This window comes from Burkholderia sp. AU30280 (genome assembly GCF_020420125.1).
GTDB lineage: Bacteria > Pseudomonadota > Gammaproteobacteria > Burkholderiales > Burkholderiaceae > Burkholderia.
The window spans coordinates 43,858-58,909 of record NZ_JAIZRY010000017.1; the positions used below are offsets into that span (position 1 = coordinate 43,858).

Below are 15,052 nucleotides of genomic sequence, written 5' to 3' on the forward strand. Positions count from 1 at the left end.
TGTTATTGCGCGCTCGAAGCAGCGGCAGCACTCGCCGGCGCAGCGCCCGATGCGGCAGCACCGGAAGCGGCAGCGGCGCCGGAACCGGCGGCAGCCGGCGCGGCGGACGCGGCAGCGGCACCCGATGCGGCATCGGCCGCCGGTGCAAGCTGCGCGGCGACGGTCTTCACGGTCGCACCCGGGCGCACCTTCTCGACGCCCTGCACGATCACGTGATCGCCCGCCTGCAGACCGCCTTCGACGATCCAGTTCGGGCCCTGCATCCCCGTGGTCTTCAGCGGACGCGGCTCGACCTTGTTGCTGGCGTTCACCACCATCGCGATCGCCTGGCCCTTCTGGTCATGCGTGACGCCGATCTGCGGCACCAGGAACGCGTTCTCGTTCACGCCTTCCTCGATCCGCGCACGCACGAACATGCCCGGCAGCAGCACGCGGCCCGGGTTCGGGAACACCGCGCGGATCGTCACCGAGCCGGTGGTCTGGTCGACCGTCACGTCCGAGAACTGCAGCTTGCCCTGCTCCGAGTAGGTCTTGCCGTCCTCCAGGATCAGCGACACCTTCGCCGCGCCCGGGCCGCTCGTCTTCAGGCGGCCGCTCTGCACGTCCTGGCGCAGCTTCAGCCCGTCGAGGCTCGACTGCGTGAGGTCCACGTACACCGGATCGAGCTGCTGCACCGTCGACATCAGCGTCGCCTGGCTCGCCTGCACGTAGGCACCCGGCGTCACCTGCGAGATGCCGACGCGGCCGGTGATCGGCGACACGACATCGGTATAGCCGAGGTTGATCTGCGCGGTGTCGACCGCTGCCTTGCCGGCCGCGACGTCCGCCGCGGCCTGGCCTTGCGTGGCCACCGCGTTGTCGTAGTCCTGCTTGCTGACCGCGTTCGCGGCCACCAGCACCTTGTAGCGTGCGACCAGCGCGTTCTGCGTGACGAGGTTCGCCTGCGCCTTCGCGAGCGTCGCCTTCGCGCTGTTCAGCGCGGCGACGTACGGCGCCGGGTCGATCTTGTACAGGCGCTGACCGGCCTTGACGTCGGTGCCTTCGGTGAATTCACGGCGCAGCACGATGCCGTCGACCCGCGCGCGGACCTGCGCAACGAGGAATGCACTGGTGCGGCCCGGCAGGTCGGTGAAGACCGGCACGGCTTGCGGCTGGACGGTGACGACGCCGACTTCCGGTACTTGCGGCGGCGGTGCCGATTCTTTTTTTCCGCACGCGGCCAGGAAAACGGCGGCCGTCGCGACAGTGATTAAGCGGTATGGAACCCGTTCGACGCGCATGGAGCGACCTCTGTGTATAACCAATGGAATAAGTGCCGCACCCCACCGGAGGGAGTGCAACACGGATGCGCCTCACGGCGCAGATCGAACACCTGAAATACTGGACTGCTAGATACAGCAAGCGGCACGAAACCTCCGTGCCGACAGGTTGCCCCGCAACTGCGGACTGGTACTTTGGCGGGAATCAGCAGAGTGGGATATTAACTGATTGCCACTTGGGTCATTCGATCGTAGGGTGGTATTGTATATACATTCATGAATGTATGTAAAAAGCCCGTTTATGCCCCGCCCGCGGTCCAGTCTTACGGATTGTTACCAGCCGCAAGCATAGCCGGTCTATCTGGCTGCGACGAGGGTTGCAGACCCCAAATTCACCTACGATCATTCCAATCAGGCCTGCACATGGTCAGACGTACCAAGGAGGAGGCGCTCGAGACGCGCAATCGCATTCTCGACGCCGCCGAGCACGTGTTCTTCGAGAAAGGCGTGTCGCATACGTCGCTCGCGGACATCGCCCAGCATGCCGGCGTGACGCGCGGCGCAATCTACTGGCATTTCGCGAACAAGAGCGAACTGTTCGACGCGATGTTCGACCGCGTGTTTCTGCCGATCGACGAACTGAAGCGGATGCCGCTCGACGCGCCGGGCGGCAATCCGCTCGAGAAGATCCGACAGATCCTGATCTGGTGCCTGCTCGGCGTGCAACGCGACGCGCAGTTGCGTCGCGTGTTCAGCATCCTGTTCATGAAGTGCGAGTACGTCGCCGACCTGGAGCCGCTGTTGCAGCGCAACCGTGCGGGAATGAGCGAGGCGCTGCACGCGATCGACGCCGATCTCGCGGGGGCCGTGCGGCTCAAGCTGCTGCCCGAGCGGCTCGATACGTGGCGCGCGACGCTGATGCTGCACACGCTCGTCAGCGGATTCGTGCGCGACATGCTGATGCTGCCCGACGAGATCGACGCCGAGCAGCATGCGGAGAAGCTCGTCGACGGCTGTTTCGACATGCTGCGCTACAGCCCGGCGATGCTGAAGGACGGCGACTGACCGCGCGACGCGCGCTCGCCTGCGGTTTTTGTTTCATCGGGCGGCGCGCCGGGCCGCACCAACGCGCTGCCCCCTTCCCCCCGCCCGGTTCAGGCCGCCTTCGCGCGCTGCGCGCGGGCCAGCTGGTTCGATGCGGCGACCGAACCACGCTTCGGCATCGGCGCACCGGCCAGTCCCGCGATCCACGCGTCGGTCGGCATCACGGCCGCGAAATTCGACTGGAACACCACCGCGTACGCGCGGTGAATCTCCTCGGCGCTCGCCGCGCCGGCTTCGTTCTCGTAAGGCAGCGCGCCCGTCGCATCGTCCAGGTACTCGACATTCAGCCCCGCGTGCGCCGCGTGATAGACCGTGGACGCGTTGCAGTTGTGCGTCATGTAGCCGGCCACCGCGAGCGTGTCGATCCCGTGCGCCTCGAGCCACGCGGCGAGGTCGGTCCCGGCAAACGAGCTTGCCTGCTTCTTCTCGATCAGGTGCGCGTACGGCCGGCCGGCAACGACCGCATGCAGCGCGACGCCGTCTGAGCCGGGCGCGAAGATCGGCGCGCCGGCCGGCGCGACGTGCTGGACGACGATCACGGGCACGCCGGCCGCATGCGCGGCATCGATCGCGCGGCCGATGTTCGCGAGCGACACGTCGAGCGGCGGATACTCGATCGGCAGATTGCCCGTCACGTATTCGTTCTGGACGTCGATCACGATCAGCGCACGGCGGGAAGCCGGAGGGGAAACGATCGGGGAAGCGGAATGCGGGACGGCGTTCGACATGACGGGCTCCTGGTCCGGGGCGCGGCCCCGCCCCGGAACGGGACGGCCAGCGGCGCGATGCGATGCATTGTCGGTGCGCATCGTTCACGCAGATAGTGGCCCGATAGTCATTCTTCGATAGAATCGGGCCATCGCCATTCCGGAGCCCCCATGACCGCCGTCGCCTCGTCCACCCGGCCCGCCCCGCCCGTTCCGACCGTCGTGGCCGTGATCGCGTACGACGGCATCAGCCCGTTCCACCTGTCGGTGCCGTCGGTCGTGTTCGGCAAGGAACGCGACGCGGCCGCGTCGCCTGCGTTCGAGTTTCGCGTCTGCTCGGCCGAGCGTGGCCCGCTGTCGACGACGGGCGGCTTCACGATCACCGCGCCATACGGGCTCGACGGGCTCGACGATGCGGACATCGTCATCGTGCCGGCATGGCGCGATCCGGACGAAGCGCCGCCCGACGTGCTGCTCGACGCCGTCCGCGCGGTCGCCGCACGTGGCGCGCAGCTCGTCGGGCTGTGCCTCGGCGCCTACGTGCTCGCCGCGGCCGGCCTGCTCGACGGTCGCCCGGCCACCACGCACTGGGCGTGGGCCGACGACTTCGCGCGACGCTTTCCGCGCGTGAAGCTCGATCCGGACGTGCTGTACGTGGACGACGGCAACCTGATGACGTCGGCCGGCACGGCAGCCGGGCTCGACTGCTGCCTGCACGTCGTCCGGCTGCGCTTCGGCTCCGACGCCGCGAACCAGATCGCGCGCCGCCTCGTGATCCCGCCGCACCGCCAGGGCGGGCAGGCGCAATACGTACCGCAGCCGGTCGCCGCGCACCCGCGCGACGCACGGCTCGCGGGGCTGCTCGACTGGGTGCGCGCCCACCTCGACGCGGCGCACAGCGTCGATTCGCTCGCCGAACGCGTGCTGATGAGCCGCCGCACCTTCACGCGCCACTTCCGCCAGGCGACCGGCACGACCGTCACCGCGTGGCTGCAGGCCGAGCGGCTCGCGCGCGCGCAGCATCTGCTGGAAACCACCGGACAATCGATCGACGCGATCGCGCAAGCGGCCGGCTATGGGTCGAGCGTGTCGCTGCGCCAGCATTTCGCGGGCACACTCGGCACGTCGCCGTCGGCCTATCGAAGGGAATTTCGCGGCGCCGGAGCCGGCGCCGAGGTCGTGCGGTAACGCGCGTGTCGAGCGGGCCTCGCAGCGGAACCGCCCGGCCGCTCAGCCGCCGTTGATCCAGCGTGCCGCGTAAAGCAGCAGCGCGACGAAGACGATCATCGCGGCCCACGCCCACACGGGCACCGTGCCGGAGCCGCGATGCGGGAGCGCGCTGGCGGCACGCCCGGTCAGCGCGCCGCCGAGGTGCGGCGGCAGCGCGCGCTTCGTCGCGGCCACCAGCGACGCCGGCCGCAGGAACACATGCTGGCGCCGTGGCGCGGCCGAGCGCGCGCGATTCGGCGCAAGACCGTGCTTCGCCTGCACGACCGCACAGAATTCACGGAAGAAATCGTCGGTCCATTCGCGCAGCGTATTTTCGATCTGCCGCCCCGGAAGCTCGGTGAGCGGACCGCTCGCCGTCGCCCAGATCACGTACTCGATGCGCGTGGCGTTCGCATCGTCATCCGGCATCAGGACGAGTTCGACCTGGCCGCGCAGCGCACCGAGCCCGTCGGCCCGCGCCTTGAAGTTGAGCACGCGGCGCGGCTGCCCTTCCGCGTCGCCCTGCTCGGCGGCAGCATGCGCACGCACGTCGTAGCGGGCGCGCAGCGGGCCGAGCGGCACCGTGATCGTCAACGCAAACTCGCCATGCGCAAGCTTCACGAAGGATTCGCAGTGCTCGAAGCTCGCGCGCAGCAACGCGAGATCCTCGAACGCCTCCCGCACGACAGGCGGGGCGAGCGGTATCCGTAATGTGTCGTTCAGTTCCATGACGCCTCCCCCGATGAACACGCGCCGCATCAGGACGTCTCGACGAGACTGTCGATCCGTGCGGCGTCGAAGGCCACGTAGTGCGCGAGCGCCAGCGCGGCCTCCTTCGGTTCCTCGTAACTCCATGCGGCGTTCTCGATCACGCCGTCTTCGGTCTGCAAGTCGAAGTGCACGGCCTCGCCCCTAAGCGGGCAGGCCGACGTGACGCCTGATTTCACAAGCCGGCGCATGTTGACGTCGCCGCGCGGCAGGTAGTGGGTGTCCGGCAGGCCCGTTTCGCGCACGGTCAGCGCGCCGTGCGAATCGGCGTACGTGATGCCACGATGGATAACGCGAACGCGATGGCGGTTCGGCACGATTTCGAGACGAGGGTCGGCTGCGTCGGACATCGTTTCTCCTTGGGGCGGTCAGGCCAAGCCAGGCTCAGGAAACGAAAAAGCCACGGCACGGGTGCCGTGGCTTTCATTATGGGCGAAACCGCAGCCGAATGCGCGACCCCGATCGGGGCCGCGCGCGGCGGGCTACTGCGCGCTCCACTGGAATGCGGTTTTCGCACCGCCCTTCGCGCCGACCGTGACGGCGCGGGATTCTTCGTTGCCCTGATACGACGCATGCACCGTATAGCGGCCCGGCGGCACCTTCACGAGCATGTATGGCCCGCGCGCGTCGGTCTTCAGCACTTCGGTACCCTTGCCGTCGACGATCCGCACATGGACGTCGGCCAGGAACTCGCCGCCCTTGCCGGTGAACCGCAGCGCCAGCGGCCAACTCGACTCGTTGCGCTGGAACGCCGTCGATTCGTCCTGTCCGACGCCGCCGGACACGAAGGTGACGTCGCCCTGCTGGCGCGCGGCGGGCAAGCCGTCCGACTGCGCGTACGCGCCGGTCGCCCCGGCTGCGAGGCCGGCGGCCAGCGCCGCGGCGACGGCAATTCGGGACACGTTGCGTAGATATTGCATGGCTCTCTCCTTGGGGTCGGAACACATACAGGGCGCCGCGTCGCCCATTCGGAACGGCGGCGGCGCCCGCCGCGGCCGGCCTGGCCGGCCGTCGGCCGTGGCCGGTCAGCTCAGGTCGACCGGCACGAAGATCTGTGCATTATCGCGCTGGATCAGCAGAGCAAGACTGTTGCCCGCGCTCTTGACCGCGTCACGCAACTGCTCGGGGCTCGTGACCGGGCGGCCGTTGACCGCGAGGATCACGTCACCGGGCTGGATGCCCGCGTTGGCGGCCGGCCCGCCGGCCTGCTGCACGATCAGGCCGTGCGACAGGTTGTCGGCGCTGCGCTCCTGCGGCGACAGCGGACGCACCGCGACGCCCAGGCGCCCCTGCTCGACGGGGCCGCCGTCATTCGACGCGAGCTTCGCATCGGCCATCGCGCCGAGCGTCACGCTGATCGACTTCTTCGACTTGTCGCGCCAGATCTGCAGGTCGGCCTTCGAACCCGGCTTCAGGTTCGCGATCTGCGCGGGCAGCGACGTCGAATCGGCGACCGGCGAGCCGTTGACCGACAGGATGACGTCACCCGGCTGCAGGCCGGCCTTCGCGGCCGGGCCGTTCGGATCGACCGAGCTGACGAGCGCGCCGTCCGGCTTCTGCAGTCCGAACGAGCTCGCGAGCGTCTGGTTCAGCCCCTGCACGGCGACGCCGAGACGACCGCGGCTCACGTGGCCCGTCTTCACGAGTTCGTCCTTCACCTTGATCGCCTCGTTGATCGGGATCGCGAACGACAGGCCCTGGAAGCCGCCCGTCTGCGAGTAGATCATCGAGTTGATGCCGATCACCTCGCCTTGCAGGTTGAACAGCGGGCCGCCCGAGTTGCCGGGGTTCACCGGCACGTCGGTCTGGATGAACGGCGTGTAGTTCTCGTCCGGCAGCGCGCGCGACTTCGCGCTGATGATGCCCGACGTGACCGTGTTGTCGAAGCCGTACGGCGAACCGATCGCGACGACCCACTGGCCGACCTTGCTCTGCGCCGGGTCGCCGATCTTCACGGTCGGCAGGCCGCTCGCGTCGATCTTCAGCACGGCGACGTCGGACTGCTTGTCCGAGCCGACGACCTTCGCCTTGTATTCGCGCTTGTCGGTCAGCTTGACCGTGACGACGTTCGCGCCGTCGATCACGTGCGCATTGGTGAGGATGTACCCGTCGGAGCTGATGACGAACCCGGAACCGAGGCTCGCGCTCGGCTGGTCGTCCGGCTGCGCGTCGCCGCCCATGCCCGGCACCTGGCCGTAGAAATGCTTGAAGAACTGGTAGAACGGATCGCTCGGGTCGATCGGCAGTTGCGGCTGCGGTACGCGCCGCGACACTTGCTTCACGACGTGCTTCGCGCTGATGTTCACGACCGCCGGGCCGTAGGTCTCGACGAGCCCCGAGAAATCGGGGATGCCGGTCTTGGCGGCCGCTTCGGCCGGCATCAGCGCGGCTGCCTGCGCGGGCGTGATGATCTGCGGATCGGCGCGGCGCGTGCCGGCGACGTAGCCGGCGGACAGGGCGGCCGCCACGGCGACCGCGACGGCGCCGCGCGCAAGGAATCGGGTGTTCATCGTAGGACCTCCTCTTTGTTAGAACGCAGCGTAACGACCCTGACTTAAAGGAGGCTTAATCAGCCTTAAGCGGGGCTTAAGCGGCCGCCGGCGCCCGCCCGGCGGCGTTCTTCACACGGATTCGGACGGCTGCGGCGCCTCGGCCGGCATCTCGGCATCGCGGAACACGACGCTGACGAGCAGGCCGCCCGCGGCCGCGTCGCCGAGCGACACCGTCGCGCCCTGCTGCGCTGCCACGCGCTTGACGATCGCGAGCCCGAGCCCGCTGCCCGACACGTCGGTGCGCGCCCGCGCGGAGCTGTCGCGGTAGAAGCGGTCGAACACGCGCTCGCGCTCGTCGGCCGGAATGCCGGGCCCGCTGTCGCCGATCTGCACGCATGCGCGACCGGCCGCGTCGCGGGTCAGCGACACGTCGATGCGGCCGCCGTCCGGCGTGTACTTCACCGCGTTGTCGAGCAGGTTGCCGAACATCACGCGCAGCGCGCCGACGTCCGCGACGACGCTCGCCGCGCGCGTCTCCTCGAAACCGAGATCGATGTCGCGCCGCTGCGCGAGCGGCGCCAGCGCGGCCACGCATTCGGCGAGCAGCGCCTGCAGGTCGACCGGCTCGCGCATCGTCGCGCCATCCGGTTCGGCGCGTGCGAGCGCGAGCAGTTGCTCCGTGAGGCGCGTCGCACGCGACACGCCGTCCTGGAGATCCGCGACCGCCTCGCGGCGCGATGCGTCGTCCTTCGCACGGGCGACGAGCTGCGCCTGAATCTGCACGGCCGCGAGCGGCGTGCGCAGTTCGTGCGCGGCGTCGGCCACGAAGGCCTTCTGCGTGTCGAGCGCGGCCGACAGCCTCGCGAGCAGCCCGTTCAGCGCCCGTACGAGCGGCTGCACCTCGAGCGGCAGGCGCGCATCGGGGAGCGGATCGAGCGCTTCCGGCCGGCGTGCCTCGACCGCGCGCGTCACGCGGCCGAGCGGTGCGAGCCCGCGCCCGACGATCACCCACACGGCCGCGCCGAGGAACGGCAGCAGCACGATCAGCGGCCACAGCGTGCGCAGCGCGACGTTCGCCGCGAGCCGGTTACGCACCGACAGCGGCTGCGCGAGCTGCACGACGTTGTCGCCGACGATCGCGCCGTACACGCGCCATTCGCCGCGATCGGTGCGCTCGGTCGAGAAGCCGAGCTCCGCGCGCGGCGCGATCGGCGCACGCGGATGCGAGAAGTACATCAGCACGCCGTTGCGGTTCCATATCTGGATCACGATGCCTTCGTCGCCGTTGGTGCGCGAACCGAACACCTGCGAGAACGGCTCGGACGGCAGGGCCGCCGCGATTTCCTGCAGCTGGTAGTCGAACAGTTCGTTCGCCTCGGCGAGCGCCTGCCGGTAGATGAGCCAGCCCGCGATGCCCACGCCCGCGACGACGATCGCGAGCAGCCAGATCAGCAATTGATGACGAATCGACCTCACGCGTCAGCTTTCCTTGACGACCATGTAGCCGAGCCCGCGCACGTTGCGGATCAGGTCCGAGCCGAGCTTCTTGCGCAGCGCGTGGATGTAGACCTCGACCGTGTTGCTGCCGATCTCCTCGCCCCAGCCGTACATCTTCTCTTCGAGCTGACTCTTCGACAGCACCGCGCCGGGCCGTGCGAGCAGCGCCTCGAGCAGCGCGAACTCGCGCGCGGACAACGCGACGGGCACGCCGTCGAGCGTTACCTGGTGCGAAGCGGGATCGAGCGTCAGCGTGCCATGGCGGATCAGCGATTCGCTGCGCCCGGCCTGACGGCGGATCAGCGCGCGCATCCGCGCGCCCAGTTCATCGAGGTCGAACGGCTTGACGAGGTAGTCGTCGGCGCCCGCGTCGAGCCCCTTCACGCGATCGGCCACCGCGTCGCGCGCGGTGACGATCAGCACCGGCAGCGCCAGCCCGCGTGCGCGCAGCGTGCGCAGCACGTCGATGCCGTCGCGCTTCGGCAGGCCGAGATCGAGCAGCAGCAGGTCGTACGCCTCGCCGCCGAGCGCCGTCAGGGCGGCGTCGCCGTCCTGAACCCAGTCGACCGCAAAGCCGTCCGAGCGCAGCGCCTTGCGCACGCCTTCGGCAATCATTCGATCATCTTCGACAAGCAGAATCCGCATCGGGACAGGCATCCATGGGGCAAGTCAAACACGCCGACCATTGTAGCGCCGCGAATCGCATGCGCGGCACCGTGCAATGCAACAGAAAGGCGGATTGCAAGGAGGCTGTCCGGACTTGTCTCTACAATGTGCGCTTTGGCGCCGCGCGCGCCCTGCCCGAACGTCGTGCTTCTCCCGTATTCGCTCATGCCGATTTCCGATCTTTCCACCCGGTTCGCCCCCCGCGCCTGCCTGCGGGTAGCCGCCATCGTCGCCACCTGCACGGCCCTCGCCTTCGCGCCTGCCGCGCAGGCCCGCAAGAAATCCCACAAGGAAGCGCACAAGACGACCGTCGTGTCGCCCGCCGCACGCGCGGCCGGCCTGCCGGCGTCCGTGCTCGTCGCGCTGCAGCGCGCGAAGGTGCCGGCGTCGGCGATGAGCGTCGTCGTCGAGCGCGTCGGCGATCCGGAACCGCTGATCGCGTGGAATGCGAGCCGGCCGATGCTGCCCGCCTCGACGATGAAGCTCGTGACGACCTTCTCGGGCCTGTCGATCCTCGGCCCCGACTACCGCTGGCGCACGACCGCCTACACGGACGGCACGATCGATCCCGACGGCACGCTGCAGGGCAACCTGTACATCAAGGGCACCGGCGATCCGAAGCTCGTGCCCGAAGAGCTGATCGACCTCGTCGACAAGCTGCGCAAGGCCGGCGTCAAGCGCGTGAGCGGCGGCCTGGTGCTCGACAAGAGCTACTTCGCGGCATCGACGCGCGATCTCCCGTCGTTCGACGACGACGCGAGCGCGCCGTACAACGTCGGCCCCGATCCGCTTCTGTACGCGTTCAAGGCCGTGTCGTTCACCGTCACGCCGGGCGACGACGGCAAGGTGGCCGTCGACGTGCTGCCGCCGCTCGCGGACCTGTCGATCGACAACCAGCTGGTCGAAGGCACCGGCTCGTGCAGCGCGGCCGCCGCGGCCGCGCGTCCGACGCTGACCGCCGGCAGCGGGATCATGACCGCCTCGTTCGCCGGCGACTACCCGCTGCGTTGCGGCGCGCACACGACCAACCTCGCGATCCTCGATCACACGACGTTCTTCGCGCGCGGCTTTCTCGCGCTGTGGCAGCAGGACGGCGGCACGATCGCGGGGCCGGTGAGCGAAGGCAAGGTGCCGGCCGCCGCGCGGCCCCTCGCCGTGCATCACAGCCCGGTGCTCGGCAGCATCGTCTACGACATCAACAAGTTCAGCAACAACGTGATGGCGCGCAACCTGTTCCTGACGATCGGCGCGGTCAGCGGCAAGCCGCCCGCGACGCCCGAGCAGTCGAGCCGCGTGATCCAGGCGTTCCTGCAGAAGAACGGCATCGCGATGCCCGACCTCGTGCTCGAAAACGGCTCGGGACTGTCGCGCGAAGAGCATGTGAGCGCGCTGTCACTCGCCGCGCTGCTGCAGGCCGCGAACGCGAGCCCCGTCGCGCAGGCCTTCATCGATTCGCTGCCGATCGCCGGCATCGACGGTACGATGAAGAACCGCCTCACCAACGCCGGCGTGCTCGGCAACGCGCACATCAAGACTGGTACGCTGCGCGACGTGCGTGCGATCGCCGGCTACGTCGCCGGTGCGGACGGCCAGAGCTACGTCGTCGTGAGCTTCATCAACAACGATCACGCGGAAGGCGCGCGCGCCGCGCACGACTCGCTGCTCGAGTGGATCTACGCAGGCGCCCACTGACGTTTCCGCGCGCCGCGACACACGGCGGGCCTGCTGCCGGCGCGCGTCGGCTCGCCTCGGCGTCGGGACGCACCCGCACAACGGGTCGACCTGGCGGGCCGCCGGGACGACCTGCCCGCGCGCCTGCACACCGAACTCAGCCCTCCCCGGTTTGAAACGGTAGCCGCCTCCGGCGCGCGACGCACTGCGCACCATCCGCGCCCGCAAAACAGGGCCATACCGCCCGGCCCCGTGCCGCGCGGCTTCCGTAAAAACCCTGTCCTCAGAGGGAACCCTCTACGCTCCCCCCTCGCCTAGCGCGTGGCGATTGCGTAGGCTGTTGGCCTGACCGATATCTACAACGGGCCATACGCCCGGCCTCAAGGCTTGCAGGGGAAAGAAGGAGACACGCCCATGCGATTCGACGTCGAATTGCTTCTGCTCGCGCTGGCGCCCGTCTTCCTGCTCTGCATCGCGTGGGAGGCCTGGCACCTCGCCCGCACTCGTGCGCAGGACCCTGTCTATGCGTGGCGCGACACGCTGTGCAACGCGGCGCTCGCGCTGATGCACCAGGGCGCCGACAAGATCGCGTGGCTGTTCGTGATCCCCGTCTATGCGTACTGCTACCAGCACTATCGCCTGTTCACGTGGCACGACGGCTGGCTGTCGTTCGCGGTGCTGTTCGTCGCGCAGGATTTCCTCTACTACGTATTCCATCGCGCAAGCCATCGGGTGCGCTGGCTGTGGGCCGCGCACGTCGTGCACCACTCGTCCGAACGGATGAATTTCTCGACCGCGTTCCGCCAGAGCCTGATGTACCCGGTCGCGGGGATGTGGGTGTTCTGGCTGCCGCTCGCGTTCGCAGGCTTTCCGCCGCAACAGGTCGTCGGCATCGTGCTGATCAACCTCGCGTTCCAGTTCTTCGTGCACACGCAGGCGATCGGCAAGCTCGGCTGGCTCGAATACGTGCTGAACACGCCGTCGATCCACCGCGCACACCATGCGCGCAACCCGCGCTACATCGACCGCAATTACGCAGGCGTCCTTGTGATCTGGGATCGCCTGTTCGGCAGCTATGTCGAGGAAACGCCCGACGATCCGCCGCAGTACGGGATCGTCGAGCGGCTCGACTCGAACAACCCGCTCGTCGCGACGTTCCACGAGTGGATATCGATGGCCGGCGACGCGTTGCGCGTCGACGGCTGGCGCAACAAGCTGCGCGCGATTTTCGGCCCGCCCGAATGGGCGAGCGCTTATCATGCGCAGGTTGCCGAGGCCGCGAACCCCGATCCGCGCACCGTGCCGCTTGCGGCTGCGCGAGACCAATAAACCGTTTCAGCCAACGGCCGCCGCGCAGCCCGGAACCGAGCAGGCATGCGGCAGATGAGAAACACATCAGGCCATATCTACGAGGAGATCGAACGATGCAGACACAACAACACGCACCCGCCCGCACCCGTCGGCGCATGCTGCGCACCGCGCAAGTCGCGATCGCCGGCGCCGCGCTCGCGCTGCTCGCCGCATGCGGCGGCGGTGACGACAACAACGGCAGCAGCGCATCGAACACGCCACCGTCGGGCGTAAAAATGCAGATCGTGTCGTTCGGCGACAGCCTGTCCGACGCCGGCACCTACTCGCAGATCAAGCTCGGCTTCGGCGGCGGCCGATTCACGACCAACCCGGGCCAGGTGTGGACGCAGGACGTCGCGCAGTACTACGGCGACACGCTGCAACCCGCGAACCAGGGCGGCTTCGGCATTCCGCTGCAGGCCACCGGCGGCCTCGGCTACGCCCAGGGCGGCTCGCGCGTGACGCAACAGCCGGGCATCGGCCACGCGGACGCCAGCGTGCCGAACGCCGACTACGCGCAGGCGACCACGACGCCGATCGCCGACCAGGTCAAGCAGTACCTGTCGCAGCACGGCAGCTTCAACGCCGGCCAGATCGTGCTGATCAACGGCGGCGCGAACGACATCTTCTACCAGGCGCAAGTCGCGCAGGCGCAAGGCAACACGCCGGCCGCCCAGCTCGCGGCAGCGCAGGCGATCGGCCTGGCCGCGCAGCAGCTCGGCGGGATCGTCCAGCAGATCGTCGCGGCTGGCGCAACGCACGTGTTCGTCGCGAACGTGCCGGACATCGGCGGCACGCCGCTCGCGCTGCAGGGCGGCACGCAAGCCGCGTTCACGCAACTGTCGGGGCTGTTCAACCAGACGCTCGTCGGCACGCTCGCCGCGCTGAAGGTCGACACGACGAAGTACGCGGTGGTCGATTCGTTCACGTGGCAGGACGGCATCGCGGCCAACTACCAGGCGAACGGCTTCAGCGTGTCGAACACCGACACCGCCTGCAACCTGAAGGCGATGGTCCAGGCCGCCACGCAGTACGGCGTCGCGGACGCAACCGCATTCGGCTCGTCGCTGTTCTGCTCGCCGCAGACCTACACGGTCGCGAACGCGGACCAGACCTACATGTTCGCCGACACGGTCCACCCGACGACGCACCTGCATGCCCTGTTTGCGCAGTACGTCGAACAGCAGATCGCGAAGTCCGGCGTCGGCAAGTAAGCAGCCGGCCACACGCCGAAACGAAAACGCCCGACCGGATTGCCGGTCGGGCGTTTTTTCATTCCAGTGCCGGGATTGGCGTCAATCGCGGGCTTCGAACGCGGCCGCCGCGCGGCCGAGGCGATCGTTGACCGCGATCCATTCGACGGTCTCGGGCAGCTTCTCGACGAGAATCCGCGCAACCTGCGCGCGGTCGAGCGCACGCAGCATCCCGTACAGGTCGCGCGCATACGCCTGCGGATCTTCCGGCGCCGCGACGAAATGCACGCCGTCGGCCTGCGCCCAGCGTCCCGCGCGCGACGCGCGTGCGACGAGCGCGACACGCTCGCCGTCGGTCTGCGCGGCCGCGAGCAGCGGCTCGAGCGCGTCGAACGGCAGCAGCGCGAGCGGCGTGCGCGGCGCGTAATGCGCTTTCAGCGTACCCGACGCACGCGGCGCGGTCGCGTCGCTGCCGTCCGGCAGCCGCGGGGCGCGACCGAGCACGTCGGCGATCTGCTGCGGCGTCACGTGGCCCGGACGCAGCAGCGCCGGAAAGCCGCGCGACAGGTCGAGAATCGTCGATTCGATGCCGACTTCCGATGCGCCGCCGTCAAGCACGTGTACGGTGTCGCCGAATTCGTCGCGTACGTGCTGCGCGGTGGTCGGGCTCACATGGCCGAACCGGTTCGCGGACGGTGCGGCCACGCCGCCATGCCCGCCGCGCCGCGCGCTGAACGCGGCCAGCAGCGCCTGCGCGACCGGATGCGACGGGCAGCGCAGCCCGACCGAATCCTGGCCGCCGCTCACGGCGTCCGGAATGCGCGCATGACGCTTCAGGATCAGCGTCAGCGGGCCCGGCCAGAACGCATCGATCAACGCCTGCGCGTCGGCCGGCAGATCGTCGGCCCAGTAACCGGGATCGCCGCCCGGCGGCAGGTGCACGATCACCGGATGATTCGCGGGGCGCCCCTTCGCCGCGTAGATGCGCGCGACGGCCTCGGGATTCGCCGCGTCACCGCCAAGCCCGTAGACGGTTTCGGTCGGAAAGGCGACGAGCTGACCCGCATCGAGCAGCGCGGCGGCCGCGTCGATCTGCGCGGCCGTCACCGAGTTCGGAAGATCGATGGACATCGGCC

Annotated in this window: 15 protein-coding genes; 5 read left to right on the plus strand and 10 right to left on the minus strand. The window is 68.9% G+C overall.

The genetic code is table 11. The annotated features are described in order from the left end of the window. Positions 1-2 precede the first annotated feature (2 nt). On the minus strand, positions 3-1,280 hold the full coding sequence (locus tag LGN17_RS30725; RefSeq protein ID WP_226200797.1) for an efflux RND transporter periplasmic adaptor subunit: 1,278 nt from the start codon (positions 1,278-1,280) through the stop codon (positions 3-5). 402 nt (positions 1,281-1,682) lie between these two features. Here LGN17_RS30725 and LGN17_RS30730 point away from each other — a divergent pair, with 402 nt between their 5' ends. Beyond that, complete coding sequence (locus LGN17_RS30730; protein ID WP_011353051.1) at positions 1,683-2,324, plus strand: TetR family transcriptional regulator; 642 nt, start codon at positions 1,683-1,685, stop codon at positions 2,322-2,324. Between the two features lie 89 nt (positions 2,325-2,413). On the opposite strand, the gene LGN17_RS30735 is transcribed toward LGN17_RS30730, so the two are convergent. Next, entirely contained in the window at positions 2,414-3,091 is a 678-nt protein-coding gene (locus tag LGN17_RS30735; protein ID WP_226200798.1) for a cysteine hydrolase family protein, read from the minus strand. A gap of 150 nt (positions 3,092-3,241) precedes the next feature. On the opposite strand from LGN17_RS30735, the gene LGN17_RS30740 reads away from it, so the two are divergent. Further along, positions 3,242-4,258 carry a helix-turn-helix domain-containing protein gene (locus tag LGN17_RS30740; protein WP_226200799.1) on the plus strand — a complete coding sequence of 339 codons (1,017 nt, stop codon included), beginning with the start codon at positions 3,242-3,244 and terminating at the stop codon, positions 4,256-4,258. 42 nt (positions 4,259-4,300) lie between these two features. On the opposite strand, the gene LGN17_RS30745 is transcribed toward LGN17_RS30740, so the two are convergent. The 7 genes from LGN17_RS30745 to LGN17_RS30775 all read right to left on the minus strand — a co-directional run bounded on the left by LGN17_RS30745 (position 4,301) and on the right by LGN17_RS30775 (position 9,869). Next, entirely contained in the window at positions 4,301-5,008 is a 708-nt protein-coding gene (locus LGN17_RS30745) for a CoxG family protein (protein ID WP_226200800.1), read from the minus strand. A gap of 29 nt (positions 5,009-5,037) precedes the next feature. Continuing rightward, complete coding sequence (locus LGN17_RS30750) at positions 5,038-5,397, minus strand: DUF427 domain-containing protein (RefSeq protein WP_175956505.1); 360 nt, start codon at positions 5,395-5,397, stop codon at positions 5,038-5,040. 132 nt (positions 5,398-5,529) lie between these two features. Next, complete coding sequence (locus tag LGN17_RS30755; RefSeq protein WP_226200801.1) at positions 5,530-5,967, minus strand: carboxypeptidase-like regulatory domain-containing protein; 438 nt, start codon at positions 5,965-5,967, stop codon at positions 5,530-5,532. A 105-nt stretch (positions 5,968-6,072) separates the two neighbouring features. After that, positions 6,073-7,557, minus strand: coding sequence for a DegQ family serine endoprotease (locus LGN17_RS30760; protein WP_175956501.1), 1,485 nt, complete (start codon positions 7,555-7,557; stop codon positions 6,073-6,075). A 111-nt stretch (positions 7,558-7,668) separates the two neighbouring features. Next, complete coding sequence (locus LGN17_RS30765) at positions 7,669-9,015, minus strand: ATP-binding protein (protein ID WP_175956499.1); 1,347 nt, start codon at positions 9,013-9,015, stop codon at positions 7,669-7,671. A 3-nt stretch (positions 9,016-9,018) separates the two neighbouring features. Next, positions 9,019-9,681 carry a response regulator gene (locus tag LGN17_RS30770; protein WP_226200802.1) on the minus strand — a complete coding sequence of 221 codons (663 nt, stop codon included), beginning with the start codon at positions 9,679-9,681 and terminating at the stop codon, positions 9,019-9,021. Continuing rightward, positions 9,648-9,869 (minus strand): hypothetical protein, encoded by a 222-nt coding sequence (locus LGN17_RS30775; RefSeq protein ID WP_226200803.1) that lies wholly within the window; start codon positions 9,867-9,869, stop codon positions 9,648-9,650. Before LGN17_RS30775 ends, LGN17_RS30770 begins: the two co-directional genes overlap by 34 nt. Between LGN17_RS30775 and dacB the strand changes: the two genes are divergently transcribed. The 3 genes from dacB to LGN17_RS30790 all read left to right on the plus strand — a co-directional run bounded on the left by dacB (position 9,868) and on the right by LGN17_RS30790 (position 13,937). Then, the gene (gene dacB / locus LGN17_RS30780) at positions 9,868-11,394 is read left to right on the plus strand and encodes a D-alanyl-D-alanine carboxypeptidase/D-alanyl-D-alanine-endopeptidase (protein ID WP_226200804.1); all 1,527 of its coding nucleotides are present in this window, start codon (positions 9,868-9,870) and stop codon (positions 11,392-11,394) included. The genes LGN17_RS30775 and dacB overlap by 2 nt on opposite strands. Before the next feature lie 393 nt (positions 11,395-11,787). Beyond that, complete coding sequence (locus tag LGN17_RS30785; RefSeq protein ID WP_226200805.1) at positions 11,788-12,702, plus strand: sterol desaturase family protein; 915 nt, start codon at positions 11,788-11,790, stop codon at positions 12,700-12,702. Positions 12,703-12,797: 95 nt separating this feature from the next. Further along, entirely contained in the window at positions 12,798-13,937 is a 1,140-nt protein-coding gene (locus LGN17_RS30790) for an SGNH/GDSL hydrolase family protein (RefSeq protein ID WP_226200806.1), read from the plus strand. A gap of 81 nt (positions 13,938-14,018) precedes the next feature. Here the strand turns inward: LGN17_RS30790 and LGN17_RS30795 are convergent, their stop codons facing one another. Further along, positions 14,019-15,047, minus strand: coding sequence for an L-threonylcarbamoyladenylate synthase (locus LGN17_RS30795; RefSeq protein ID WP_011353063.1), 1,029 nt, complete (start codon positions 15,045-15,047; stop codon positions 14,019-14,021). Between the last annotated feature and the right edge of the window lie 5 nt (positions 15,048-15,052).

Bases quoted from the DNA above. Each gene is read 5' to 3' on its own strand.
- LGN17_RS30770 (WP_226200802.1), bottom strand. From the start codon at position 9,681: ATGCGGATTCTGCTTGTCGAAGATGATCGAATGATTGCCGAAGGCGTG.
- LGN17_RS30725 (WP_226200797.1), bottom strand. From the start codon at position 1,280: ATGCGCGTCGAACGGGTTCCATACCGCTTAATCACTGTCGCGACGGCC.
- LGN17_RS30750 (WP_175956505.1), bottom strand. From the start codon at position 5,397: ATGTCCGACGCAGCCGACCCTCGTCTCGAAATCGTGCCGAACCGCCAT.
- LGN17_RS30745 (WP_226200800.1), bottom strand. From the start codon at position 5,008: ATGGAACTGAACGACACATTACGGATACCGCTCGCCCCGCCTGTCGTG.
- LGN17_RS30730 (WP_011353051.1), top strand. From the start codon at position 1,683: ATGGTCAGACGTACCAAGGAGGAGGCGCTCGAGACGCGCAATCGCATT.
- LGN17_RS30735 (WP_226200798.1), bottom strand. From the start codon at position 3,091: ATGTCGAACGCCGTCCCGCATTCCGCTTCCCCGATCGTTTCCCCTCCG.
- LGN17_RS30790 (WP_226200806.1), top strand. From the start codon at position 12,798: ATGCAGACACAACAACACGCACCCGCCCGCACCCGTCGGCGCATGCTG.
- LGN17_RS30740 (WP_226200799.1), top strand. From the start codon at position 3,242: ATGACCGCCGTCGCCTCGTCCACCCGGCCCGCCCCGCCCGTTCCGACC.
- LGN17_RS30755 (WP_226200801.1), bottom strand. From the start codon at position 5,967: ATGCAATATCTACGCAACGTGTCCCGAATTGCCGTCGCCGCGGCGCTG.
- LGN17_RS30760 (WP_175956501.1), bottom strand. From the start codon at position 7,557: ATGAACACCCGATTCCTTGCGCGCGGCGCCGTCGCGGTCGCCGTGGCG.
- LGN17_RS30785 (WP_226200805.1), top strand. From the start codon at position 11,788: ATGCGATTCGACGTCGAATTGCTTCTGCTCGCGCTGGCGCCCGTCTTC.
- dacB (WP_226200804.1), top strand. From the start codon at position 9,868: ATGCCGATTTCCGATCTTTCCACCCGGTTCGCCCCCCGCGCCTGCCTG.
- LGN17_RS30795 (WP_011353063.1), bottom strand. From the start codon at position 15,047: ATGTCCATCGATCTTCCGAACTCGGTGACGGCCGCGCAGATCGACGCG.
- LGN17_RS30775 (WP_226200803.1), bottom strand. From the start codon at position 9,869: ATGAGCGAATACGGGAGAAGCACGACGTTCGGGCAGGGCGCGCGCGGC.